The 25,472-nt window shown below is 46.0% G+C and carries 22 protein-coding genes; 14 read left to right on the forward strand and 8 right to left on the reverse strand.

Going from position 1 to position 25,472, the window contains the following annotated elements; translation table 11 throughout:
* Positions 1–157 precede the first annotated feature (157 nt).
* The 5 genes from IP510_RS10635 to IP510_RS10655 all read left to right on the forward strand — a co-directional run bounded on the left by IP510_RS10635 (position 158) and on the right by IP510_RS10655 (position 5,451).
* Positions 158–616 carry a c-type cytochrome gene (locus IP510_RS10635; RefSeq protein WP_194364817.1) on the forward strand — a complete coding sequence of 153 codons (459 nt, stop codon included), beginning with the start codon at positions 158–160 and terminating at the stop codon, positions 614–616.
* 118 nt (positions 617–734) lie between these two features.
* A complete protein-coding gene (locus tag IP510_RS10640) occupies positions 735–1,691 on the forward strand; it encodes an AAA family ATPase (RefSeq protein WP_194364944.1) in 957 nt (318 codons plus the stop codon).
* Between the two features lie 120 nt (positions 1,692–1,811).
* On the forward strand, positions 1,812–2,828 hold the full coding sequence (locus IP510_RS10645; RefSeq protein WP_194364818.1) for a DUF58 domain-containing protein: 1,017 nt from the start codon (positions 1,812–1,814) through the stop codon (positions 2,826–2,828).
* Entirely contained in the window at positions 2,825–5,053 is a 2,229-nt protein-coding gene (locus IP510_RS10650) for a transglutaminaseTgpA domain-containing protein (RefSeq protein WP_194364819.1), read from the forward strand. The genes IP510_RS10645 and IP510_RS10650 overlap by 4 nt, the downstream gene beginning before the upstream one ends.
* Before the next feature lie 107 nt (positions 5,054–5,160).
* A complete protein-coding gene (locus IP510_RS10655) occupies positions 5,161–5,451 on the forward strand; it encodes a DUF4031 domain-containing protein (protein ID WP_194364820.1) in 291 nt (96 codons plus the stop codon).
* A 98-nt stretch (positions 5,452–5,549) separates the two neighbouring features.
* On the opposite strand, the gene IP510_RS10660 is transcribed toward IP510_RS10655, so the two are convergent.
* Positions 5,550–6,068 (reverse strand): DUF302 domain-containing protein, encoded by a 519-nt coding sequence (locus IP510_RS10660; RefSeq protein WP_194364821.1) that lies wholly within the window; start codon positions 6,066–6,068, stop codon positions 5,550–5,552.
* 93 nt (positions 6,069–6,161) lie between these two features.
* The gene (locus IP510_RS10665) at positions 6,162–7,082 is read right to left on the reverse strand and encodes a LysR family transcriptional regulator (RefSeq protein WP_194364822.1); all 921 of its coding nucleotides are present in this window, start codon (positions 7,080–7,082) and stop codon (positions 6,162–6,164) included.
* 288 nt (positions 7,083–7,370) lie between these two features.
* Here IP510_RS10665 and IP510_RS10670 point away from each other — a divergent pair, with 288 nt between their 5' ends.
* Positions 7,371–8,495, forward strand: coding sequence for an S-(hydroxymethyl)glutathione dehydrogenase/class III alcohol dehydrogenase (locus IP510_RS10670; RefSeq protein WP_055124643.1), 1,125 nt, complete (start codon positions 7,371–7,373; stop codon positions 8,493–8,495).
* 129 nt (positions 8,496–8,624) lie between these two features.
* Here the strand turns inward: IP510_RS10670 and IP510_RS10675 are convergent, their stop codons facing one another.
* Positions 8,625–9,320: a haloacid dehalogenase type II gene (locus IP510_RS10675; RefSeq protein ID WP_194364823.1), complete on the reverse strand. Its 696-nt coding sequence runs from the start codon at positions 9,318–9,320 to the stop codon at positions 8,625–8,627.
* 44 nt (positions 9,321–9,364) lie between these two features.
* Complete coding sequence (locus tag IP510_RS10680; RefSeq protein WP_194364824.1) at positions 9,365–10,018, reverse strand: DsbA family protein; 654 nt, start codon at positions 10,016–10,018, stop codon at positions 9,365–9,367.
* Positions 10,019–10,435: 417 nt separating this feature from the next.
* Between IP510_RS10680 and nfsB the strand changes: the two genes are divergently transcribed.
* The 7 genes from nfsB to IP510_RS10715 all read left to right on the forward strand — a co-directional run bounded on the left by nfsB (position 10,436) and on the right by IP510_RS10715 (position 18,426).
* The gene (gene nfsB, locus IP510_RS10685) at positions 10,436–11,092 is read left to right on the forward strand and encodes an oxygen-insensitive NAD(P)H nitroreductase (protein ID WP_194364825.1); all 657 of its coding nucleotides are present in this window, start codon (positions 10,436–10,438) and stop codon (positions 11,090–11,092) included.
* Positions 11,093–11,543: 451 nt separating this feature from the next.
* Entirely contained in the window at positions 11,544–12,212 is a 669-nt protein-coding gene (locus IP510_RS10690; RefSeq protein ID WP_194364826.1) for a 2Fe-2S iron-sulfur cluster-binding protein, read from the forward strand.
* Positions 12,212–13,204: an FAD binding domain-containing protein gene (locus tag IP510_RS10695; RefSeq protein WP_194364827.1), complete on the forward strand. Its 993-nt coding sequence runs from the start codon at positions 12,212–12,214 to the stop codon at positions 13,202–13,204. The genes IP510_RS10690 and IP510_RS10695 overlap by 1 nt, the downstream gene beginning before the upstream one ends.
* Before the next feature lie 2 nt (positions 13,205–13,206).
* On the forward strand, positions 13,207–15,645 hold the full coding sequence (locus IP510_RS10700; protein WP_194364828.1) for a xanthine dehydrogenase family protein molybdopterin-binding subunit: 2,439 nt from the start codon (positions 13,207–13,209) through the stop codon (positions 15,643–15,645).
* A 112-nt stretch (positions 15,646–15,757) separates the two neighbouring features.
* A complete protein-coding gene (locus tag IP510_RS10705; RefSeq protein ID WP_194364829.1) occupies positions 15,758–17,083 on the forward strand; it encodes an XdhC family protein in 1,326 nt (441 codons plus the stop codon).
* Positions 17,080–17,802, forward strand: coding sequence for a nucleotidyltransferase family protein (locus IP510_RS10710; RefSeq protein ID WP_194364830.1), 723 nt, complete (start codon positions 17,080–17,082; stop codon positions 17,800–17,802). The genes IP510_RS10705 and IP510_RS10710 overlap by 4 nt, the downstream gene beginning before the upstream one ends.
* 48 nt (positions 17,803–17,850) lie before the next feature.
* Positions 17,851–18,426: a GNAT family N-acetyltransferase gene (locus IP510_RS10715; protein WP_194364831.1), complete on the forward strand. Its 576-nt coding sequence runs from the start codon at positions 17,851–17,853 to the stop codon at positions 18,424–18,426.
* 109 nt (positions 18,427–18,535) lie between these two features.
* On the opposite strand, the gene hutI is transcribed toward IP510_RS10715, so the two are convergent.
* The 4 genes from hutI to hutU all read right to left on the reverse strand — a co-directional run bounded on the left by hutI (position 18,536) and on the right by hutU (position 24,339).
* On the reverse strand, positions 18,536–19,843 hold the full coding sequence (gene hutI, locus IP510_RS10720) for an imidazolonepropionase (RefSeq protein WP_194364945.1): 1,308 nt from the start codon (positions 19,841–19,843) through the stop codon (positions 18,536–18,538).
* Between the two features lie 91 nt (positions 19,844–19,934).
* Positions 19,935–20,981: a formimidoylglutamase gene (gene hutG, locus IP510_RS10725; protein WP_194364832.1), complete on the reverse strand. Its 1,047-nt coding sequence runs from the start codon at positions 20,979–20,981 to the stop codon at positions 19,935–19,937.
* Between the two features lie 23 nt (positions 20,982–21,004).
* Positions 21,005–22,567: a histidine ammonia-lyase gene (gene hutH, locus IP510_RS10730; RefSeq protein ID WP_194364833.1), complete on the reverse strand. Its 1,563-nt coding sequence runs from the start codon at positions 22,565–22,567 to the stop codon at positions 21,005–21,007.
* A gap of 62 nt (positions 22,568–22,629) precedes the next feature.
* Entirely contained in the window at positions 22,630–24,339 is a 1,710-nt protein-coding gene (hutU, locus tag IP510_RS10735; RefSeq protein ID WP_194364834.1) for a urocanate hydratase, read from the reverse strand.
* 343 nt (positions 24,340–24,682) lie between these two features.
* On the opposite strand from hutU, the gene IP510_RS10740 reads away from it, so the two are divergent.
* Positions 24,683–25,438 (forward strand): UTRA domain-containing protein, encoded by a 756-nt coding sequence (locus IP510_RS10740; RefSeq protein WP_194364835.1) that lies wholly within the window; start codon positions 24,683–24,685, stop codon positions 25,436–25,438.
* The last annotated feature ends 34 nt before the right edge of the window (positions 25,439–25,472 follow it).

Genomic DNA, 25,472 nt, shown 5'->3' on the forward strand with positions numbered 1-25,472 from the left:
AAAAGCATGGTTTGCTCTTTTAAAAGTAACTTGCGCCTTGCTTGTAGGCCTACCCACCAATACGTAGCGATTCGTTCTGCGAGTCCATATAATGTCATTGCCATGGTAATGACGCCTCTTACTTGTCGCTGATACGCTTCAGCTAAAGATTGCCAAAATGTCTATCCTCATTAAATATAAAATGAGCAGTCTACTCACTGCTGCTCTATTGCTCACTGCCTGTAACCATACGCCGCCTGATTATCGTGAGACTGTGACACTGCCACCATATACCGAAGGCGACGCGGATAACGGTTCAATCATTTATAAAGATGCCTGCGGACAGTGTCATCAGCTAAATCCGGGTCTCAACAAAAAAGGCCCGCAATTGATGAACATCTATGGTGCATCTGCTGCAACGTTGAAAGATTACACTTACAGTAAAGGGCTCACGGCATCGGGATGGGTGTGGGATGCAAAAACGCTTGACCCGTATATTGCGGATGCACAAAAAGCCATACCAGATTCTAAGATGCTATCAGATCCTATGCCAGACGCCAAAGAGCGTGCTGATATCATTGCCTATCTGTCGACACTGCGAGCTGATGCACCAACACCATCAGATGACAAAAAATAATGTCTGATCACTGATTTTCCTAAGCCAAAACCTGAGCCAACAACTGACTATGACCCATACTGCTAACGACATATCCTCCTCTATACATCAGAAAACAGCGAATACGCTCAGCCAGCCCATGCCTAGTGCTGCCGATTTTCAAGACAATCAGCAGAAAATTGCACAGCTGATGGCACAGTTGAACCAAATCGTATTGGATAAGCCGCAAGCCATTAAGTTAGCACTCAGTGGCATACTGGCAGGCGGACATTTGTTGCTACAGGACTTGCCTGGCATGGGTAAAACAACATTGGCTCAAGGGCTGGCTGAGCTGTTAGGGTTAAGCTTTAGCCGAGTGCAGTTTACCAATGATATGCTGCCAGCGGATATCTTAGGGATGAGTATCTACGACCAGAGTAAGCAGCAATTTGAGTTTCGTCCGGGTCCTATCTTTACTCAGTTATTGCTCGCGGATGAAATCAATCGCTCTAGTCCCAAAACGCAAAGCGCGTTGCTAGAAGCGATGGAAGAACGACAAGTCACTCAAGACGGTCAAACTTACCCTTTGCCGCAGCCATTCTTTGTTATCGCCACCCAAAACCCACTACAACAAGCAGGTGTCTATCCGCTCCCTGAATCACAGCTCGATAGATTTTTGCTGTGTCTGTCATTGGGTTACCCGTCACCGGCGGCAGAGCGTGAGCTACTAAAAGGTCAGGATCGTCGCGAGTTGCTAAAGGGAATGAATGCGGTGCTCGATACGGCTGCGGTATTACTCGCCCAGCAAGGGGTTAAACAGGTCTATGTGGCAGACGTGGTACTGGATTATCTACAAAGACTGGTCGCAAAAACTCGCGCAAGCCAAGAGTATCATGGTCTGTCACCGCGTGGTGTGTTGTCACTACAGCGTGCTGCTCAAGCTCATGCTTATGTGTCAGGTCATATGGAGGTGACGCCTGAAGATATCCAAGCCGTGTTTGCTGCCGTCACTGACCATCGTCTTGGTCAGCGCTTTGTGCCTGCGCATGTGACGGGTGGACAGGCGACAAAAACCATCGCACAGTGTATCTTATCAGACGTACCAGTCACCCTTTAGTTATCATGTTCGCAGTCTAAATCGTGGTCTCATACAAAGATATATTACCGAACCGGTTAATCGAATATAGACTTACTATACCGATCGCACAGTCAATCATATGGCAAGAATAGGGTAGTCATGAGCTTTTTACCAAAGGCCTTAACCGTACCAATCAGGTCAGCACTTAGCCGTTGGTTTGCCTCGCGTGCGCCCAGAAATGACAGTGCCACTCTCAATCTACGTAACGTCTATATTTTTTTTAGCCGTGAAGGCATGCTGTTTGCAGTGCTATTAGTGATTACCTTTATCGCGGGCATCAACTATGGCAATAACTTGGTGCTTGGCCTATGTTTTTATTTGGTGAGTGTCTGGCTGATTAGTTTTCATGTGACGTTTGCACACATATCTGGTCTGCAAGTGCGTCTATTGGATGTCACGATGACAGAGGCAGGCACGCCGCTTTGGGTGACGCTGCAACTGAATAATGAGAGTCGTCAACCACGGCGACAGTTGCTGGTTGAGTTTGAGCAACCAGCTGCGCACCAGAATAAAGCTGGCACGGATGGACAAAACGCCATACTCGTCACGCGGTTACAAGAAGAGCAAATCATAAGACTACCTGTCGAGACTTACAATCGTGGTCAACTTGAGCTGCCACGGCTAAAAATAAAAACGGTTTATCCTCTAGGTATCATGCGTGCCTGGTCTTACATTTATTTTGCGCGAAAGGCGTGGGTGTATCCCAAGCCTGACACATTTGATTGGCAAGCGCAGTATTCAGTGGCAAGCGTGGAGGATTTACCGATAGGCGGCCAATATCGCCAAGGTCAAGATGATTTTGAGCGGCTAGATAACTATGTTGAGGGTGAGTCATTGGCACGGGTTTCTTGGGGTCATGTGGCACGAGGACAAGGGATGCTGACCAAGCACTTTGCCGATCCTGTCGGTCATGAGCAAACGCTCGACTATGCAGATATGCCAGCTGGTCATCATGAGCAGAAGCTTGCGCAGTTGGCTCATGGCGCATTGACGCTGGGTCAACTTGGGGTACCGTTTCAAATGCGCTTGCCTAGTGATCACCCTGCTACCCCCATCATAGGTGAGGGTGATACCTTTGCGCAAGCGTGCTTGCTAAGGCTGGCAAAAGCCCCATGACTGAATTCAAACACTCCTCTACAATCGATGCGAAAAAAACGGCTGGCTTTGAGCAGTTGGCTTTAGGTCAAAAAGTGACGGTTCGCACTGAGCGTAATACGTCTAAGTGGTATCGTAAGCTCTTGGCATTGCCAGCGTACTATTGGGTCATGATGGCTCAGGTAGTCGTCGTGTTGCCGCATGCTGCGCATCTACCACTGTGGCTGATGGGCTTTGCTGTGGTTAGCATGATTGCCCAGCTGCCACGCGTTAAGGCGCGATTCAAAAAACAGTCGCACTTAAAGCGTGTCTATCAAGGCATGCAAATGCTGGGGTTTTTATTTGGTCTGCTCGGTCTGTGGCTGACTTATAACACAGCGTTTGGGCTAGACATGGGCGTGGCGTTTTTGGTGCTATGTCTGGTGAGTAAGCTTTGGGAGATGTACAAGCGCCGAGATGCTTATGTGGTGCTAAACTTGTCATTGTTTGTATTGGCCGCACTGTTTTTGATGGATCAAGGCTTAGTTACGACGCTTGAGGTTATCGTAGGTGCGGTAGTGGTACTGCTGGCTTTCATCGCGCTCAATGATGACAGTAACGCTCGCGGTGATGGGCGTCTGCGTACCTTGGGTGTGCTAGGGGTTGGCGCATTACCGTTATTAGTAGTGCTGTTTTTGTTCTTCCCGAGACTGCCGCCGTTATGGTCAGTGCAGCTGTCTGGTCAGCAGGCGACTACGGGTGTCTCTGATAGCATGTCTCCTGGTGATTTTGCCAATTTAGGTCAGTCCACTGAGCTTGCTTTTCGAGTGGAGTTTGCCGAGGGTCAGCCGCCGCAGCAAGACCTATATTGGCGCGGCTTGGTATTTAGTGATTTTGATGGCGTCACATGGCGTCCAAGTCCCAAAAAAAGCCAATGGGTAGCCGGTTCACCAGCACCTGCTTGGGTTCAAAACGCCTTTGCTACCGTTCCTGATGATGTGAGGTCTGCACCCAATAACTATCGCATGATTCTAGAGCCCACGCAGCAAAACTGGTTGTTTGGACTTGATTATCCTTTTTCGCAGCAGCAAGATATCACGACCACATCAGATTTTACGTTATTAAACAATCAGCCTGTCACCCAGCAGTTAAGCTATGAGGTGGCGCAGTTTTCGCCAATGAATATCGACCCTGTTTTGACAGAGGCCTCTCGGCGCGAGAATTTGGCCTTGCCAAATGAGGGTAATCCCCGATCACGCGCGCTGGCCAAGCAGCTGTTTGCACAGTCAGGCTCAGACCCAGTCCGCTACATCGCTGCCATTGAGGACTGGATCAATCAGACAGATTTTCGCTATACGTTGTCACCACCGCGATTGAACAACAACCGTATCGATGAGTTTTTATTCAACACCAAAGCAGGGTTTTGTGAGCATTACTCATCCAGCTTTACTTTTATGTTGCGGGCAGCGGGAATCCCTGCGCGAGTGGTCGCAGGCTATCAGGGCGGGGAGCCTAGTCGCAATGGCAATGTATGGGAAGTTCGTCAGATGGACGCGCATGCATGGACTGAGGTGTGGCTTGAGAGTCAAGGCTGGGTACGTGTGGATCCCACGGCTTTTGTAGCGCCTGAACGGGTAGAGCAAGGCATGAATGCGATGACGCAGAAGCAAGGCTCGGCGATGTTTGGCGATGGCGCAAGTGCGCAAATCAGCTATCAGCAGTATCAAATGCTACAAACGCTACGTCGCCTCTCTGACCAAGCGAGCTACTATTGGCAAAAAGATGTCGTTGGCTATGATCAAGACACACAGGCGGACTCGCTACTAAAATGGTTCAATATCCGCTCCATCATGCAGCAAATCATTTGGCTGGCAGCCAGTACGGTCATCGTCATGGCTTTTCTGATATTCATCATTTGGCAGCGCCGTCGTAAGCATTGGCACCCAGTAGATTTGCCACTTGCCCAGTTATCAAAGCGTATAGGTAAGCGTGATAAGTTATTAGCCCGCGATGATAATGAAGGGCAATTGGCATGGCTTGAGCGTTTGGCATCCGCTATTGATAGCCGTCATGAAGATGATACTAATCATACGGCAAGTCAGTTGACAGACAGTGATGATCCGGTAGCGATTCAGGCAAAGCTGCTTGAAATCAGGCAAGACTACCGTCAGTTACGTTATGGACGCTTGAGTACGTTTAATCATAATCACTTAGAATATAAAGCGCGGCTACATCAACTCAAAAAGAATGTGCGCGAATTATTGTGAAGGTTTTCTTCAGATATCATCTTATGAATTGTGGTTAGGGTGCGTCTGATAACAACCATGAGAGATTGTGTTGAGCGTGGCGGTAAATGAAACTGAGAGGCTAGGATATGGCGATATACGTAGATTTTGTGCAGATAAAATTCAAAGGCTATAAATGGTGCCATATGTTGGCGGACAGTTTAGAGGAGCTGCATGATTTTGCAGCACTGATTGAGTTAGATGCGCGCTTATTCCATCGTGATGCCAGTTATCCTCATTACGATGTGACGGTACAAATGAGAGAGACCGCGCTTGAGTATGGCGCCATACCTGCAGATCGCAAAAAAATCATCGAATGTGCAAAGAAGCTCAAAGTAGAGCTACATTATCAAATGGCGTTGTCTGATAGTTCTGTATGAAAATTTTATAAATCACGGCTTTAAATATATAAAAAAGTGGGTGATGCTTTTGCTACCCACTTTTTTATTTGCTCAGATCATACTTTTCTAGTCTGGCATTATTTGGCAACCGCCGCTGTACTGACAGCATTCAGTGCTTTTGAGATGTTATCAATGACGGTATCGCAGCCTTTTATATGATGACGGGTTTTTAGATACTCAGGATTGTTGTATGAGAGCCATACCTTTTTGTCAGCATCTTCGCTGATCAGAATTTTTTGTGGTAAATCGATCGCCACGGTTTGTTCACAATTCATCAATGGTGTGCCCGCTTTTGGGTTGCCAAACATAATGACTTGCGTTGGACGCAATGACAAATCGACACTTTGTGCATTTTTTTGATGATCGACGCGCGCAAATACTTTCATGCCTTTATTCTCGATCACTGAAACCAGTTTATCGGCAGTGTCTTGCACAGAATGATTACTTTGCATGGTCACCAAGCCCTTTTCAGCATTGATAGACATCATGGTTTTGGTCATTGAGCCCGTGTTATCGGTTTTGGTCAAAAGCGTGTCGATACTGGCACAAGATGACACGGCCAATGCTAGTGCCGCGACAGAGACAAGTTTTATCATAATCATATCCTTTGATTGTTTGTGATAGTTGGTAATATCGAATACTCATTGTGCGTAATCAGGCTGGTTATTGCAATATATCTGAATAGATTGCTAAACCAAATGCTCAGACAAATAATCTACCAAAAGCCGAATCTTCGGTGAGAGATGACGGTTGTGAGGGTAGATGGCCCAGATGCTTTCTTCAGGCTCTCTATAATCATCGAGCAAACTGACCAGCTCACCTGACGTTAGATACTTTTGCACATAATAATCAGGCAGCTGTACGATGCCTAAGCCTTTGAGAGCGGCGTCGACTAGACTGTAGCCGCTGTTGTATTGAATGCTCCCAGAGACGCGCAGGTTTCTTTCGACACTGGCTTTTTGGCCAGTTGCTTTACCACTAGTACTAGTGTTTTCTTTTATTTTACCAACATCTATAAAATGCCAATAGTCACGAGTGCCAAGCAAACAGTTGTGTTGACTCAGCTCGCCAAGGTTTTGAGGTGTGCCGTGTATGTCTAGATAAGAGGGTGCCGCACAAATAAAATTGGTACGCTGACTGAGCTTTTTTGCCATCATCGTCGAGTCGCTCAATTTGCCGATACGAATGGCTAAATCATAGCCACCCTCAATTAAGTCAATCTTTTGATTACTCAAAAACGCCGTCACTTCGATATCATGATATTGCATCATAAAGTCATTAATCAGCGGCAACAGTTGCTGCTCGCCATAGGTCACAGGGGCGGTCAGTTTGATTCGGCCTTGGGGTTTGGATTGTAGATTACTCACCGCTTGTTCAGCTGCATCCAAGCCATCGAGCACACTACGACAATGCTGATAGAACACGCGGCCCTCCTCAGTCAGTGAGACCTTACGGGTGGTGCGATAGAGCAGTTTGATGTTCAATCGCTTCTCAAGCGCGCTTATCTGGCGACTGACTTGAGCGGTCGAGATACCAAGCCCCTTTGCCCCTTTGGTGAAGCTCTCAGATTCTGCCACACTGACAAACTCGCTAATCCCTTCCCAGCGCATGATTATTACCAATATGTAAAAGATATTTGCAAATATAGCATATTGTTATCAGCTCAGAAATAAATATAATGGTTGGTATCGATTCAAATAAACAACACGCTACGATCATTGAAACTTGCCTACGATGACTAAGCAATATAAGCTCAGTTTGTATCGATATGTTTTTGCTACGAGTATGAATACAAACGGACAGACAACGTTCAATTGAAAATGACTGGGCTTTTACTTATAACTAAAGATGTTGTATCAGATTCTTGAGATAACAATCAATTAAAAAGAGAGATAACTATGTCAGACAAATTTATCAAATCAAAAGCCGCCATCGCGTGGGGGCCGAACGAGCCATTATCTATCGAAGAAGTAGATGTCATGCTGCCGCGTAAAGGCGAAGTATTGGTAAAGATCGTCGCCAGTGGTGTCTGTCATACCGATGCATTTACTTTATCTGGTGAAGACCCAGAAGGCGTATTCCCTGCAATCTTGGGTCATGAAGGCGGCGGTATCGTTGAGCAAATCGGTGAAGGCGTGACCAGTGTGCAAGTCGGTGACCATGTTATTCCGCTATATACCGCAGAGTGTGGCGTCTGCAAAATGTGTACCTCTGGCAAGACCAACTTGTGCTCGGCAGTACGTGAGACCCAAGGTAAAGGCTTAATGCCAGATGGCACCACGCGTTTCTATAAAGACGGTGAGCCAATTTATCACTATATGGGCTGTTCGACTTTTTCTGAATATACCGTGTTGCCAGAGATTTCTTTGGCAAAAGTAAATAAAGAAGCCCCACTAGAAGAAGTCTGCCTACTTGGTTGCGGCGTGACCACAGGTATGGGTGCAGTCATGAACACTGCAAAAGTCGAAGAGGGCGCAACGGTTGCTATCTTTGGTCTGGGCGGTATTGGTCTGTCAGCGGTCATCGGTGCGGCGATGGCAAAAGCCAGTCGTATCATTGCCATCGATATCAATGAGAGCAAGTTTGAACTGGCCAAAAAATTGGGCGCAACCGACTGCATCAATCCGAAAGATTACGACAAACCTATTCAAGAAGTGATCGTTGAGCTGACTGATGGCGGTGTTGATTACTCGTTTGAATGTATCGGTAATGTCGATGTCATGCGCTCGGCACTAGAGTGCTGTCACAAAGGCTGGGGCGAGTCAGTCATCATCGGTGTCGCTGGTGCTGGACAAGAAATCTCTACTCGTCCATTCCAGCTAGTGACTGGTCGAGTCTGGCGTGGATCGGCATTCGGCGGTGTTAAAGGTCGTAGCGAGTTGCCAGGTTATGTTGAGCGTTATTTGGCAGGCGAGATTCCATTGCAGGATTTCATTACTCACACCATGCCACTAGAAGACATCAACGAAGCGTTTGACTTGATGCACAAGGGCGAAAGTATTCGTACGGTCATTCATTTCTAAGAGATATTGTGCAAGAGAAATGTCTGACGGTAACGTTAAAAATACTTTTTTAAAATAAAAAGGCCGCTTCGATTTCGAAGCGGCCTTTTTTTAACGTTGTTTTTACACATAGCTTAGTGATTGAAAGTCTCAAGCACCTTTTTTGCTAATGATTAGATCCGCCAGCGTTGATAAATCTGATGCGGTCAAATCTGGTACTGGCACATTGGGCGCGCTCAAAATCGCATTATACGGTCGCGTGAGAAAAGCCGCGCGACAACCTGCTGCTTGCGCCCCTATAGTATCCCAGAGATGACAGGCGACAAGGCATAAGTCTGATGTATCAACGGCTAGTGTATCAGCCACCAGTTGATAGGTTTCAGGCGCTGGCTTGAATTTTTCGACTGTCTCAATACTAAAGTGCTGCTCAAAGAATTGACTGAGTCCTGCTTTTTCTAATGGCGTTGGAGACGCACTGCTTGCTGAATTGGTCAGTGTGACCAGTCGAAACCCTGCATCGCGCAAACGAGTCAGTGCTGGCGCGGCGTCAGGATGAGCAGGCAACGCACTCATTCTTTCTTTGAACTCATTGATATCATGCTCTGTCAAAGTCACTTGTCTGATATCAGCAACCATTTGCAATGCCCCAACCCCAAGCTCACCAAAAGGTGTATAGAGGCCAGACAGAGTCATAGTTTGCGAGTACAGTACTAGCTGAGCGAACCATTCTCTTAGCACTCTTTGCTTACCAAAGACGCGCGTAAAGAAAGGCGTGAGTGTATCAATATCGAGCAATGTTTCATTGACATCAAACACAATAATCGAAGGAAAACGTTCAGAAGACATAAAGTGTCCTTTTATAGAATGACATTTTTATAATGACAAAGGTTTTACTCAGTCATATTAGCCAATTGCTCTAAAATACTGATGTAATTCTCGACCCCTTGCGCACCGCTGACAAGATGACGCTCATTGAAGATAATCGCTGGTACACTTTGGATGCCTTGCTGTTGCCAATGCTGCTCTTCTGTTCGTACTTCTTTCGCAAAAAACTGACCTTCCAACACCGCCAATGCTTCACTACGATCAAGCCCAATCTCCGCTGCAATATCAGCAAGTACGTTGATATCTGAGATATCTCTGTTGTTGGTAAAATGCGCGGCAAACAACGCTTGTTTTAAGTCATGCATACGGCCTTGCTGATCAGCAAAATGTAGCAGCTGATGCAAATTAAAGGTGTTGTGCATGCGCGTGTCATCATTAAAATTAAACTCAAAGCCAACCTCAGAGCCCGCTTCAGTCATTCTGATTCGACTAGCATCTGACTCTTGCTTGGTAGAGCCGTACTTTTCAATGATGTGCTCACGTAAGTTTTGACCCTCGCTTGGCATGTTTGGGTTTAGCTCAAACGGGTGCCAATGGATAGTGTGAGCCGTGTTGGTTTGCTCAAGTGCTGCTGCCAATTGGCGATAGCCAATGACGCACCAAGGGCATACGACGTCTGAAACGATGTCTATTCGGAGTGATTTTTCTGATGTGCTCATATTTCCTCGCAGGGATTGTTATTTGTATTTTATTCAAGGCTTTGAATTGCTCATATATCTCATCTAAATGTGTTCGCTTAGATAGAGTCGTCGACCAAGAAGCCTCACTAATAATCATGCTTTAAATATCAAGCTTTAATGCACATTCAAAGCATAACCAGGTGAATACAATGCGCTCTGAGTGACTCAATTGCTCGCTAGATTGCTATTGTTCATAGCTGCTTTTTTGCGATAAGGCAGTCAAAAATCAACCTCTGATAACAAAACGTATGAATATTTAACCAATCTGTCATGGCCATGAAATGGGTTTTTATCTACAGTAGCTTTGCCGACATGGGTAGTTGTGACTTATAACCCACGCTAACACCAAGTATTTAGCAAATAATAAAAACTTAATATTCTATACAGGATGCACAAATGAAAAATATTACTGAAGCGATGAACTGGCGTTACAGCACCAAAGCATTTGATACCAATAAGAAAATCTCAGCAGAAGATTTTCAGAGCCTAAAAGATATCTTACGTCTCAGTCCTTCGAGCACCAATATCCAACCTTGGCATTTTGTGATTGCTGATGATGAGGCTGGTAAAGCTCGAATCGCAAAAGGCACTGAGGGCATGTATGAATTTAATACGGCAAAAGTAAAAGACGCCTCACATGTCATCGTATTTTGTAGTCGTGTCTATGCTGATGGTGAGTTCTTGAATGAAATACTAGACAAAGAGGACACTGATGGCCGTTTTGCGGAACCAAAATTCAAAGAGCAGATGCATCAAGTGCGTAAGATGTTTTTGGACATTCGCCGTTATGAGCAGAAAGATGAACCGCACTGGTTGATAGAGCAGCTATATCTTAATATGGGCGCTTTGCTACTAGGAGCTGCAACCTTGGGTATTGATGCTGTGCCGATGGAAGGGGCGGATTTAAAAGCACTTGATGAAGAGTTTGATTTACGTAGCAAGGGCTATACGGCTGTTGCGGTCGTATCGCTTGGCTATCGTAGTGAGGATGACTTTAATGCTGAGCTGCCAAAATCACGCTTTGATGAACAAACAATCATCACGAAAGCCTAATTAAGTAATTGCTAAGAAAATTTTAGTAAGTTCTAATGCATGGTTACTATATTTAAAGCGTTTATAAAAAAGCCCCACAGACATTCGTCTGTGGGGCTTTTTTACATTAAAAACTTATCTACTGTATTGATGAGGAGACTTAATTTGATAAGTGATTATGTCAAATAATAGTCAAATTATAGAAATGGTCTTGAAGAATTTATGGGTTAAGTTTGGTGGTTATTAGCTAAAGGCGAGTGGTGAGGCTTACTAATGTAAATGATTATCAATTACCCTACAGCTATTGGTAGCACTCACTTTCAGAGACTGCCTTGGATTAAAAACTACACTGTAATCACTACAAAGTAAAAACAAAACAACCGTTTTCATCCGTCATAATAAATTTATTGACGCTGTATTTACGAGGCGTTTTCATCACCCCATTATATTCATCTGCCAGCGAGAAGCCAGCATGTCTACTTTGACGTTAACAATCAATAAGCAGGATTATCAGCTCGAGAATCTTGACGCCCGTACGACACTGCTCGACGTCTGTCGTCAGCATTTACAAATCACTGGACCCAAAAAAGGCTGCGACCACGGTCAATGCGGGGCATGTACCATGCTCATCAATGGACGACGGGTGAATTCCTGTCTGACACTTGCGGTCATGCATGATGGTGATGACATCACAACTATTGAAGGCATCGGGATGCCAGACTCATTATCAGCATTACAGCAAGCGTTTAAAGACAATGACGCATTTCAGTGCGGTTATTGCACACCCGGTCAGATCTGCTCAGCGACCGCATTGATAGAAGAAGTAAAGCAAAATTGGCCAAGTCATGTGAGCAGAGATCTGCAAAACCCTGATGGTCTCTTGGTACAAGAAATTGCTGAGCGCATGAGCGGTAATATATGCCGCTGTTCTGCTTATCCAAACATTGTCAAAGCTATTTCACAAGTGCTTGAAAGTCAGGTTTCAGAATCTAATACTCAATCAACGGACAATTCGAAACAACGTTCAAGCGTGACAGGAATTTGGTCACCGCCGCCTAGCGAGGCGCAACTCGGCAAACCCCCAGCAAATAATAAGACGGTAAATACTCAAACAGCAACTGCTACGACAGGAGGCCGCTAATGAAACGCTTTGAATATAGTCGTGCTGATGCACCAGAGCAAGCGGCAATATCCGCCAGTGCCAAAGAGGCTTCTTTTATCGCGGGTGGCACCAACTTATTAGATTTGATGAAATTGGAGATTGAGACGCCAATTAAATTGGTTGATATTACCCGTCTAGAATTAGAACAGGTTGAATCCACTGCCGATGGTGGTTTGCGTATCGGTACGCTTGTGACCAACAGCGATTTGGCGGCGCATCCTGAAGTTATTGCCAATTATCCAGTATTGTCCCGAGCGATTTTGGCAGGGGCGACTGGTCAGCTGCGCAATAAAGCAACGACTGGCGGTAACTTCTTGCAGCGCACTCGTTGCTATTATTTTTATCAGACAGACAGCGCTTGTAATAAGCGTGAACCGGGCACAGGTTGTCCTGCTATCAATGGTGAAAACCGTACGCTAGCTATTTTAGGTACGAGCGATGCCTGTATTGCTCAGCATCCATCTGATATGGCAGTGGCGATGCGCTTGCTAGATGCCACTATCGAGACAGTTAAGGCGGACGGCTCGACTCGCGCTATCAATGTGAAGGATTTTTATTGCTTACCAAAAGATACGCCGCATATCGAAAACGTATTAGAGGCAGGCGAGTTAATCACTCATGTTGTATTACCTGCGCCTATCAAAGGTATGCACACCTATGACAAAGTTCGCGATCGCGCCTCTTATGCATTTGCGCTTGTGTCCTGTGCTGCAGTGATAGACGCTAATGATAGCGGCAATCTGCAAACGGTACGATTGGCATTTGGTGGTATCGGTACTGAGCCATGGCGTAACGAAGCGGTTGAGGCACTGTTAACGGGTACCGATGGCAATAATGACGTTATCGCGCAAGCTGCCGATCTGTTATTGAATGATGCCAAAGGTAATGGTCAAAATGACTTTAAGATACCGTTGACGCGTCGCCTACTAAAACAAGTCATTCAGCGCGCACTAGCGGGCGAGGGAGCATAATCATGGCATTATTTGAATCAATTACTCAGTCAGAACCGACCAAAAAAATGACCATGGATGAGCCTGTTGAGTCTTTATTTAGTACAACGGCGAGCAAACTGGTCGGTCAGCCGATCAACCGTGTTGACGGCTCGCTAAAGGTTAGCGGTCAAGCACATTATAGTGCCGAGATTCACTTAGACAATAAAGCGTATGGTGTCTTGGTCGGTGCGACTATTGCTAAAGGTCAAGTCGAGAACATCGATAGCAGTTCTTTAGACGGCATTCCTAATATTATCAAGGTTGTGACAGACCCTAAGCACTTTTTGCGTAACTCTCAACAAGGCGGGTTAAAAAAAGCACCAAAGCAGGGCGCGACTGAGATTTTTTATCATGGTCAACCTATTGCTGTGGTAATCGCTGAAACCTTCGAAGCAGCAACAGAAGGGGCGAAGGCGCTCAAAGTTACTTATAAAGATGAGACTGACCAAGCGGCGTTAAATTTTACTAAAGAATTATCCAACGCTCATGCAGTCGATGAAAAAAAAGGCTCTGACAAAAATTATGTCCAAGGAGATCCTGCGCAAGGTCTAGCTGATGCTGAGGTAACACTTGATCGCTTTTATCATACGCCAAGTCAAAACAGCTCTGCGATGGAGCCACATGCAACATTGGCACATTGGGAAGGTGATAATCTCGTTCTTTATACGGCCAATCAAATGCTTGCGTCTTGCAAGCAGCAAGTGATGGACGCGCTAGACTTAAATAAAGATCAAGTTCAATTAATTGCACACTATGTCGGTGGTGGTTTTGGTAGCAAGCTCGGTATTGCTCCTGAATCTATTGCTGCTGCGATTGCTTCAAAAGAGCTTGGTCGTCCAGTATTGATTACCATGACGCGTCCACAAGTGATGGAAGCGACAGTCAGACGCTCAAACACTCGTCAGCGCATTGCGATTGGCTGTGATAAAGACGGTGTTATCGATACTTTAATTCATGATACCGTTTCTAGTAATTTGCCAGACGAAGCGTTCTTTGAGCCAACTGCCTTGTCTACGCACTATCTATACAGTGGTAAAAACCGCCGTGTAAATTATGAAATGGTCGACATGAATCAAGTGCTATCAGGCTCGATGCGTGCACCTGGTGAAGCGGTCGGTATGATTGCTGTTGAATGTGCGATGGATGAATTAGCTGTTCAGTTGAATCTTGATCCTATCGAGCTGCGCCGCCGCAATGAACCCGAGAAAGATCCTAGCAAAGATATTCCGTTTTCGTCACGTCAGCTTATCGCTTGTATGGAGCAAGGTGCAGAGCAGTTTGGTTGGAGTCAGCGCAATGCTAAGCCTGCCAGTCAATTAGAAGGTGACTGGTGGATAGGAACGGGCATGGCTGCTGCGGCACGTGGTAATCAGTTACAGTCTTCTGAAGCTCGTGCAACTTTGCAAGTTGATAAGTCAAAAGCGCTCGGTGTGAAAGCAGTTATCGAGACAGATATGACGGACATTGGTACAGGGTCTTATACTGTGTTTTCTCAGGTAGCTGCAGATTTATTAGGGTTGCCCATTGACCATATCGAGATGAAATTAGGCGATAGTGCTCTGCCGCCTGCATCAGGTTCAGGTGGTAGCTGGGGCGCAGCGAGTGCAGGTAGTGGCGTCTATCTCGCTTGTGAGCAGTTGCGTGAGATGCTAGCAGAAAAAGTCGGTCTATACCCTGATACGATTCAGCTAGATAACGGTCAAATTAAGCAAGTAGGTAAGCATGATCTGACTGCGGTAGAGGCAGCCAAAGAGAACGGTCAAGCGTTCGCTGATAGTACTATTGACAAAATATCTGAAACGACCGGAGTCTCATTTTCAGAGAATGTATTAGAAGAACAGACAGCATCAGAAAAATATGATTTTGACAATATAGAATCATATGCTCTTGCTGACGTGGTCGCAGGCTATGAGGAGCAAAAAGTCAGTGCCAAAGGACAGATAAAGCCAGGTAAAAATGGTAAAAAGTATCGTCAGTCTTCTTTTGGTGCAAACTTCGCTGAAGTGGCCGTACACAAAGTTACGGGTGAGATTCGAGTGAAACGTATGACTGGCGCATTTGCCGCAGGTCGTATTCTTAATCACAAAACAGCGACTTCGCAATGCTATGGCGGCATGGTGTTTGGTATTGGTTCAGCGTTGATGGAAGAGGTCATCCATGATAAACGTGACGGACGCCTGTGTAACCATGACCTCGCTGAGTACCATGTGCCAGTTAATGCTGATGTTCCGCAGTTGGATGTGATATTGGTCGAAGAGGATGATCCTTATACCAACCCGATGCATATCAAGGGTATTGGTGAGACGGCTATTGCCGGTGCTGCCGCCGCGATTGCTAATGCTGTCTATAACGCAGTTGGCGTACGTGTTTATGATTTTCCGATTACGCTTGATAAGCTGCTTTACGAGATGCCAGAGTAATTTTTTAAACCATATGTACGACAGGAACCCGCTTAATGAGCGGGTTTTTATAACTCAATCAGCAGTATTATTTCATCATTATCAAAAAGATAACCATCAAATAAGAGGTGTTATGAATCAAGTCGCTGACATTCTTAAGCTGGCAAGTAAGGCTCAGCAGCAAGGCATTGATGCTGTACTGGCAACAGTCGTACGTACCGAGGGCTCAGCATATCGCCGTGCAGGCGCGATGATGCTTATCTGTGAGGATGGTCGCTCAGTTGGGATGATTAGTGGTGGCTGCTTGGAGCCGCATATTATCAAACGCGCCTTTTGGCTTACGCGTGACGGTGCTACTGTGCAAGTCTATCAAACGGGTGATGACATTGAATATGCTGACAATGGCCAAGCGCAAGTAGGTGTTAACGAAACTAAGTCTGATATATATAATGAGTCAGATAGCGATTTAGATGACGGTTTAGACAACGCAGACTTTGATGAGCTAAATTTTGGATTGGGCTGTAATGGACGAGTGCATGTGTTGTTTGAGCGATTGGCAACGGCTGAGCCATTGTTAGATATCATCAGTAACGTTCGACGTACTCAGCAGCCGATCACAGTGGCGACTTTAATTCGTGCTAACGACTATCAGCATCAAGATTCTATATCGCAAAACGGTGATAATTTGCAAACTGGGATGAGGGTTAATTTAGATGAACATCGCAGTTTGAGAAGCATTTCTGCACAAGGGAAAACAGCGTTTTCAAGCATACTTGCCCATACCGTAGAAGAATTAGCACAATATAAGCTGTCTGATAAAAATGCCGAATATGTGACGGTGGAAAACGGTGAGGTAAATACAGAGTGGCTTGTGCAACGATTGCAACCACAAGTGCGTTTATTGATTTGCGGCGCAGGTAATGATGTGATGCCACTGGTGACCATGGCCAAGCTACAGGACTGGCATGTGACAGTTATAGATAGTCGCGCGCAATATGCGACGCGCATGCGTTTTCCTCAAGCGGATGCTGTGATGTCGCTACCTTTAAATGACAGTGGGGCTTTGCTTGAGCTAAGCAATAACGCAGCAGTCGCTCTGATGTCACACAGCTTGAGTCAAGATCGTGCTCGTCTAGCAATACTGCTTGAGCATTTAGACAATTATAGATACTTAGGACAATTGGGGCCGCGCTATCGTACTGAACGCTTGATTGATGAAATCAGCATGAATATTAGCAATCCTACTATTTTAAAAGCTGGTATCCGTAAATTGCATTATCCGATTGGTTATAAGCTTGGTGGAGACGGTCCTGAAGCATTGGCACTTGGCATCATGGCACAGATAAATGCGGTCATGCACAATCAAATCGCTCCAGTAGGTTTTTCGAATAGTAATCTCTTGAATACATCAGTGGTGAGTAGTGATACGGATGCTGATATTATTCAGAGTATCATATGAGCAAGAGTGCATTTACAGAAGGTACTGAACATACAGAAAGTACTGAGCGACAGAGCCAAAATCACGCGGTCATCATCTTGGCAAGTGGACTCAGTCAGCGTCTCGGTCAACCCAAACAGATGCTTTTTAAGAATGGCGAGCCGTTAATTACTTATATGACTCGATTGGCAATAACTACCAATCCGCAAGCCATTGTCATTGTCATTCCTGATAATCATCGTTTGATTGCTAGTGCGATTACAGAGTTGGCTGATCAATATCCAGCAGTTCAAATAGTGATGAACTCACAAGCTGATACTGGTATGGCGCATAGTTTGAGTTTAGGTATTGAGACAATTACTGCTTTTGAATCGACTTCAATCGATCGAGTGCTCATCATAGGAGTCGATCAAGTATTATTAGACGAGCATCATATAACAGCATTGCTAGCGGGCAAGCAGACGGTAGTGGCCAGTCACTATCATAACTGGCAACCTTTAGAGAAACATCAAAATCGAGATGAAACGGTATCTGATATCATTGGTCTGCCTTTAGCAATTAACTATAAATTGCTCAAACAGTGGCAGTCAGAATTGATCGGCGACAAAGGGCTTCGTCATCTAATTAGAGGATTGCCTGCCGAAAAAATAGGCAGGGTCGATAATAACCAACTTAGCTACGACATTGATACGCCTGAGCAGCTGACGTATGCCAAACAACAAGGATGGCTTGATAGCTAGCCTGATTAACCTAATTTATTTCGAACAGTATTCATTTTGAACAACGAAATGCGAGAGAATAAAATCATAAATACGATAGAAACAGAACGGTTGTACCTTAGACAATGGCAAGCAAGTGACTTTGTGACATTCGCTGAAATGAATGCTGATCTTGACGTAATGAAGTATTTTCCCAAGCCATTATCGTCAAAAGTGAGCGATGCGATAGCCAATAAATGCGCGCAGCTTATTAAAGATAAAGGTTGGGGCTTTTGGGCGGTGAGTCTAAAAGAGACAGATACTTTTATCGGTATGGTTGGGTTAAATCATGCGCATGCCGATATGCCGTTTTCTCCTGCTGTCGAGATTGCTTGGCGACTACACAAAGATTATTGGGGACAAGGTTATGCGACTGAAGCTGCGCGTGCATCACTGCACTACGCCTTCACTGAGCTGGCGCTTGAAGAGGTGGTTTCATTTACAGCGGTTATCAATAAACGCTCGCAACTCATTATGCAGCGTATTGGCATGACTGATACAGGCAATAATTTTCATCATCCAATGCTTGACGCTGATCATCGGCTTGCCGAGCACGTGCTATATAAAATAACTCGGCAGCAGTGGCAAGATATCAATGGTGGTTAGAAGTTACCATACTGAGGAATTCGATGGACTGTACGAGACCGCTGACATATTTTGCTTCATCACACACTAAACGATAGAGGCTTATTGAGTGTGAATAAATAAAGAATCACTATGTCGTTTCACGCCATTTACCTTGAACCATAATACATTGGATAGGGTTTAGCCCCATCTGATAGACCAAGTCAGCAGGGCGGGCGATATCCCATAGTGCTAAATCAGCATCACAGCCAACCTCTATTTTTCCTTTATTAGGTAATCCTAAAGCTTGTGCTGCATAGACGGTCGAGCCTGCCAGTGCTTCTTCGGGCGTCAGGTAAAACAATGTACAGCCCATGTTCATGGTCAACAATAGCGACGTTAACGGTGAGGTGCCAGGGTTACAATCGGTTGAAATGGCTATAGGGACTTGGTGCTTACGTAATGCATCAATCGGCGGTAACTTAGTGTCACGTAGCGTATAAAACGCCCCTGGTAATATCACGGCAACGGTATTGCTAGCCGCCATTTTTTTGATATCTTCTTCTGACAAATGCTCTAGATGGTCGCTCGATAGCCCTTTATATTCAGCAACTAAGGCACTACCGCCTATATCAGACAGCTGCTCAGAGTGCAGTTTGACTGGTAGATCCAATGAGCGAGCCACTTCAAACACTCGTCTGATTTGCTCAGTACTAAAGGCGATGTTTTCACAGAAACCATCGACTGCATCGACCAAACCTTCTGCATGCAGAGTTGGCAGCCACTCGCAAACTTGCTCAATATAGTCGTCCGCACGGTCCTGCATGTGAGACTTGTATTCAGGTGGTAGGGCATGCGCTGCTAGGTAAGTGGTGCTCACATGAATGTCATATTTTTTGCCCAGTTGGCGAGCGACCGTGAGCATTTTGCGCTCAGTGTCTAAGTCCAAGCCATAACCTGATTTGATTTCGATACTGGTAACGCCTTCTTTCATAAGCGCGAGTAGACGTTTTTCACTTTGTGCAAATAGCGATTCAATACTGGCGGCGCGAGTGGCACTGACAGTCGCGACAATACCGCCGCCTTGTGCAGCAATATCTTGATAACTAACGCCCTGCAATCGCGCTTCGAACTCATTACTACGGTTGCCGCCATAGACAATATGCGTATGGCAATCGATAAGCCCTGGGGTTATCCATTTGCCGTCGACGTCTGTGACTTGGTTCTCTTCATAATGAGGCAGATGAGTAGAGATTTGGTCATGTGCCCCAATCCAAGCGATTTTGCCACTTTTGATACCGATAGCCGCGTGAAGTAGCTGACCGTATGGAATGCTATCAGCGTGCTTATTTGCATCATCACTTATCTCAATACCAAAACCATGCTGCGCTGAAAAGGTCGCAATATTGGCATTAATAATAACGTGATCAAAAGATGTCATAGTAGACTCGTCTAGCATCTGTTCTGTAGAGTTTTTCAATACGGAGTTCTTTGATTCATTCATAATATGCTCCTAATTATTGTGGAGTCAGAGACCTTTATTTGAAGGCCTAAGCGCTAAGTAAGTGCTGCTCTACAATAGTCGCTAGTAAGCGAGCAGCAACTTTGCAGCTACGGCTATCAATATCAAAGGTAGGATTAATCTCAGCAATGTCTGCCATTTTTACTTTGCCTGATGCCATGATGGTTTTGACCATACGCTCAACGAAACCCAGCTCAATGCCAAAGGCGGCAGGTGCGCTCACACCGGGCACAACACTAGATGGCAAGCAGTCCATATCGACGGTTAAATATATGATATCGACCTGATCTATAAAGCTTTTGACCCGCTCAGCAAGTGTATCCCAAGGCTGATAATGACAGTCTTCATCACTAATGACCTGTACGCCCAATTGCTCAGCACGATCGAAAAGCGCCGCCGTATTAGAGAACCGACTGACGCCGATACAGCAATAATGAAAGGGCTGATCGTGTGCGTCAAGGTGCTCGGCAATTTGGCGAAATGGTGTTCCAGAGGTCGCTACATCAGACTGACGAATATCAAGATGGGCATCAAAATTAATAATCCCGATAGTAGGCGTGGCATTTGTTTTGCTGGTATTTTCTAAGGCCTGCCATAATCCTAAAAAGCTACCATAAGCAATGGCATGACCACCACCAAGTCCGATGGGTAATCCACCTTGCTTGACGATAGTGTTCACTGCATCGGCATATTTGGTCTGAGCTTGCTCAAGAATACTGTCGGCAAAGCTATCCTCGTCATGACAATGAATGTCACCAGCATCACCCAATAAGGTTGATAATTGACCATCAAAGCGTTGTTGCAAATCAGCGATGACTGGCAGCGTAGCAAAAGCTTGACGAATCAATGGTGGGGCAGCTCTAGCACCCACGCGGCCTTGATTACGTCTGACGCCTTGATCACATGCAAAACCAATTAGCCCAATATTTTGATCCTCGTAAGGCTGAGCAAGCTGATACCAATAACGGGCGCGCGCAGTCTCAAATGGCTCTGCACGTCCTGTCCACTGGGTCATATCAGCAGGTGTATGGCTAATGCGTGTGGTAGTCGTTGCTGTTGTTCTCGCTATTGTCATCGCTGTTCTCCGCCCATTAATCTTTATTTAGACTCGTACCAATCGCTGCGTAGTGACTGCCAATGTTCAGAAAGCGTACCGTTTAATACCAACTGCTTGGCTGCTTCAATATCAGGGGCTAGATAGCGATCTTTATCATAGAAAGTCACTTGCTCACGTAGTTTTTGATGTGCCACAGTCAACGGCTCTGAAGTATCTAATCCACGATGAAAATCAATCCCTTGACCAGCAGCCAATAGCTCAATGCCGATGATAGTGGCGGTGTTTTGCGCCATCTCATATAGGCGGCGTGCGCAATAGGTGGCCATAGACACATGGTCTTCTTGGTTGGCAGAGGTCGGGATACTATCGACGCTACCAGGATGGGCGATAGATTTATTTTCTGAAGCCAGTGCTGCGGCGGTCACATGGGCAATCATAAAGCCTGAGTTTACTCCAGCATTATCAACCAAGAATGGCGGCAGACCACCTGATAGCGTCGCATCGATCAGCAAGGCGACACGGCGCTCAGACATAGAGCCAATCTCAGCGATAGCCAAGGCTAAAATATCAGCAGCAAAAGCGACTGGCTCAGCATGGAAGTTGCCACCTGATATGGCGACAGGGCCATCCTCGTTATTAAAGATAAGTGGGTTGTCGGTCACCGCATTGGATTCGATTAATAAGGTTTTGCCTGCTTGGTTGATGATATCAAGACAGGCCCCCATGACCTGTGGCTGGCAGCGTAAGCAGTAAGGATCTTGAACTCTGTCATCTTGCTCGCCATCGTGTGAGGCACGAATAGCACTGCCTTTGATGAGTTGACGATGTGCTTTGGCAATTTCAATTTGGCCGTGATGACCACGCACTTCGTGAATACGCGCATCAAATGGTGAGTCTGATCCTTTGGCAGCATCAATCGACATCGAGCCGACAATGGTCGCAGTCTCAAGTAAATCACGCGCTAAGAAATAACCACGTAATGCCAATGCAGTTGATACTTGCGTACCGTTGATCAGTGCAAGGCCTTCTTTGGCTGCAAGAGTAATAGGCTCAAGTCCATGCTGGGCTAGGGCATCAGCGGCAGGCACTTTTTTGCCAGCGACAAACACATCACCTTCGCCCATCATCGCAAGCGTCATATGTGATAAAGGCGCTAAGTCACCAGAGGCACCAACTGAACCTTTGGCTGGGATATTTGGTGTGATTTGATTATTGATTAAGGCCAGTAGACTATCTACTACCTCGCGACGTACACCAGAGACACCTTGAGCCAAACTGGCAACTTTCATCACCATAATCAGTCGTACCACGCTGTCTGGTAACGCTTCACCAGTGCCCACTGAGTGAGAAACGATCAAGTTGCGTTGAAGTAGCTCAAGTTGGTCGTCACTAATACGCGTCTTTGCCAACAGGCCAAAACCGGTATTGATACCATAAGCGCTTTTGTCTCGTGCAATGATGGTTCGTACATCTTCATGCGAGGCATCTATTGCCTCATAAGCGCTTTCAGGTAGTGTCAATATGACAGGTTGCTCATAGATATCACGTAGCATCTTAAAGCTAAGCTGGCGAGGGTGTAGGGTTAATTGTTTGATGTCGTTCATAGGGGTAATCCTAGTTGCATAGCTATCTGGCTATTTATTTTTATAAAGTAAAATGATTCGAATTATTTAATCATCGGCAGATTTAGACCATAATCTTTGGCTGTTTTGATCGCCAGCTCATAGCCTGCATCGGCATGACGCATGACCCCTGAGCCGCAATCATTGACTAATACACGCGATAAGCGTTTGGCTGCAGCGTCAGTACCATCTGCAACGATAACCATACCTGAGTGCTGCGAGTAGCCCATGCCAACGCCGCCGCCATGATGTAGTGATACCCACGTTGCGCCGCCCGCCACGTTGAGCATGCCGTTCAATAGTGCCCAATCAGATACCGCGTCTGAGCCGTCTTTCATACTTTCTGTTTCGCGGTTTGGACTGGCAACAGAGCCCGTATCCAAGTGATCACGGCCAATGACGATAGGGCCTTTTAGCTCACCGCTTTTGACCATTTCATTAAATGCCAAGCCTGCTTTGTCACGCTCACCAAGCCCTAACCAGCAGATACGGGCAGGCAAGCCTTGGAACTGAATACGTTCTTTTGCCATATCTAACCAGCGATGGATATGTTTGTTTTCAGGGAATAGCTCTTTGATTTTTTGATCAGTCTTATAGATATCTTCTGGATCGCCTGACAGCGCTACCCAGCGGAATGGGCCTTTACCTTGGCAAAATAGCGGACGAATATAAGCAGGGACAAAACCTGGAAAATTAAAGGCATCTTTGACCCCTTTGTCGAACGCCACCTGACGGATATTATTGCCGTAATCGGTCGTTGGTATACCCATCGCTTGTAGATCTAGCATCGCCTGTACGTGTACAGCACAAGATTCAGCGGCTGCTTTGGTCAATGTTGCATGTTGCTCTGGATCTTCTTGTGCGGCTTTCCATTCCTCTACTGTCCAGCCGCTTGGTAGATAGCCATTGATCAAGTCATGCGCTGAGGTTTGATCGGTCACTAGATCAGGTTTCATGCCGCCTGCATTGGCGCGCTTGACCATCTCTGGCAAGATATCTGCGGCATTACCAAGTAGGGCGATAGAAACCGCTTCGCCCGCATCGGTATGTTGTTTTATTAATTCATAAGCATGGTCAAGGTTGTCTGCTTGCTTGTCGACATAACCCGTGCGCAAACGGAAATCGATACTAGACTGCTGACACTCGATATTCAATGAGGTTGCACCGGCAAAGGTCGCGGCTAACGGCTGCGCGCCGCCCATACCGCCAAGACCGGCGGTCAAAATCCAACGACCCGCCCAGCTACCGTCATAATGCTGACGACCTGCTTCCACAAAAGTCTCGTAAGTTCCTTGGACGATGCCTTGGGTGCCAATATAAATCCAGCTACCAGCAGTCATTTGGCCATACATCATCAGGTCTTTGCGATCCAGCTCATTGAAGTGCTCCCACGTTGCCCAGCGCGGCACAAGGTTTGAGTTGGCAATCAAAACGCGCGGGGCATTTTCATGTGTCTGAAACACGCCCACAGGTTTGCCAGATTGCACGAGCAACGTCTCATCGTCTTCTAACTCTTTTAGCGATTCTAGGATTTGATCGTAGCTTTCCCAGTTGCGTGCTGCGCGTCCAATACCACCGTACACGACTAGGCTTTTTGGGTTTTCCGCGACATCTGGGTGCAAGTTGTTTTGCAGCATGCGATAAGGGGCTTCGGTCAGCCAGCTTTTGCAATGTAGCCTAGAACCAGTAGGTGCAGCGATATTACGGCTCTCGTCACGGCGGCTAGGTTTGTTGCTATTGATATCAGTAGTCATGGTCAAATCCTTGTGAAATATTTTGAGGCGATTGGGCAATTAAAATAAGTGGTTTACGTTCAGTTTAAGCGTTCACCTAGCTGCTTGCTAAATGTGCTGAATTATTAATACTGTCGTAAAGTTGTATATACAAATTATCAAAGATACTTTTTCTATGCAAGGATTTTTTTTCATGAGCTGATTGTTTTTGTTATTCACTCAGCCAATTTAGATAACTATCGAGTGAGTTGAAAAATGCTTTAGTTAATACTGAACGCTCAGACATTTTGACTAAGGCTTGCACGGTGGCCTCGTGATATTATGTGGTCATTCCTATTAGCAAAACTGACGGTCAAAGGCGGATATGACAAAGACGATTCCGGCGTATCAACGCATAAAAAACGCCATACTAGACAACATTCATTCTGGTAAGTGGCAAGCGGGCAACGCGATTTCGACAGAAATGGCACTGGCTGAAGAGTTTGGTGTGTCACGAATGACGGTCAACCGTGCGCTAAAAGAGCTGAGCGAGGAGCGGGTACTGGAGCGTCGGCAAGGGTCGGGCACGTTTGTCGCGCAGCAGCAGTTCAATCATACCTTTGTAGAAGTGCGCAATATTGCACAGGATTTGAAGTCGGCCAATCGCGACTATGAAGCGCAGGTCGTCAGCAAGCGCGCCGTGACTGCTGCTATGCTCGATAATGAGTTGCGTCGTAAGTTTGGTATTGATGAAGAGTCTGTGCCTGCTAATACAAGCGCTCAGACAGATGCTAGTGATGAAGCTGTCCTGTATGAAGTAAAAATTATTCACTTTGCCGATGGTCAGCCCATACAGTTTGAAGAACGCTGGGTCGATGCCAAAAAAGTGCCGAAGTTTATTGATCAGGATTTTAGTGTGGTCAATACCAGTGATTACTTAATTGCCAAAAGCCCTCTAGAGAGTGGTAGCTATACCATCCGAGCATTGGCAGCCCCTGATGAGATTGCTGAGTTTTTGCAAATTGCGCCGCAGTCACCAACGCTCGTACTGCGTCGACAGACCTACTCAGCCGGTCAGGTCGTTACCTTCGTAAAAATGTGGCATGCGGGAGATCGCTATCAGTTCTCAGGCGAGTTGTAGCAGATATAGTCAAGCCTATATAAATCCGCTACAT

It is taken from the genome of Psychrobacter sp. NG254 (assembly GCF_015277735.1).
Lineage (GTDB): Bacteria > Pseudomonadota > Gammaproteobacteria > Pseudomonadales > Moraxellaceae > Psychrobacter.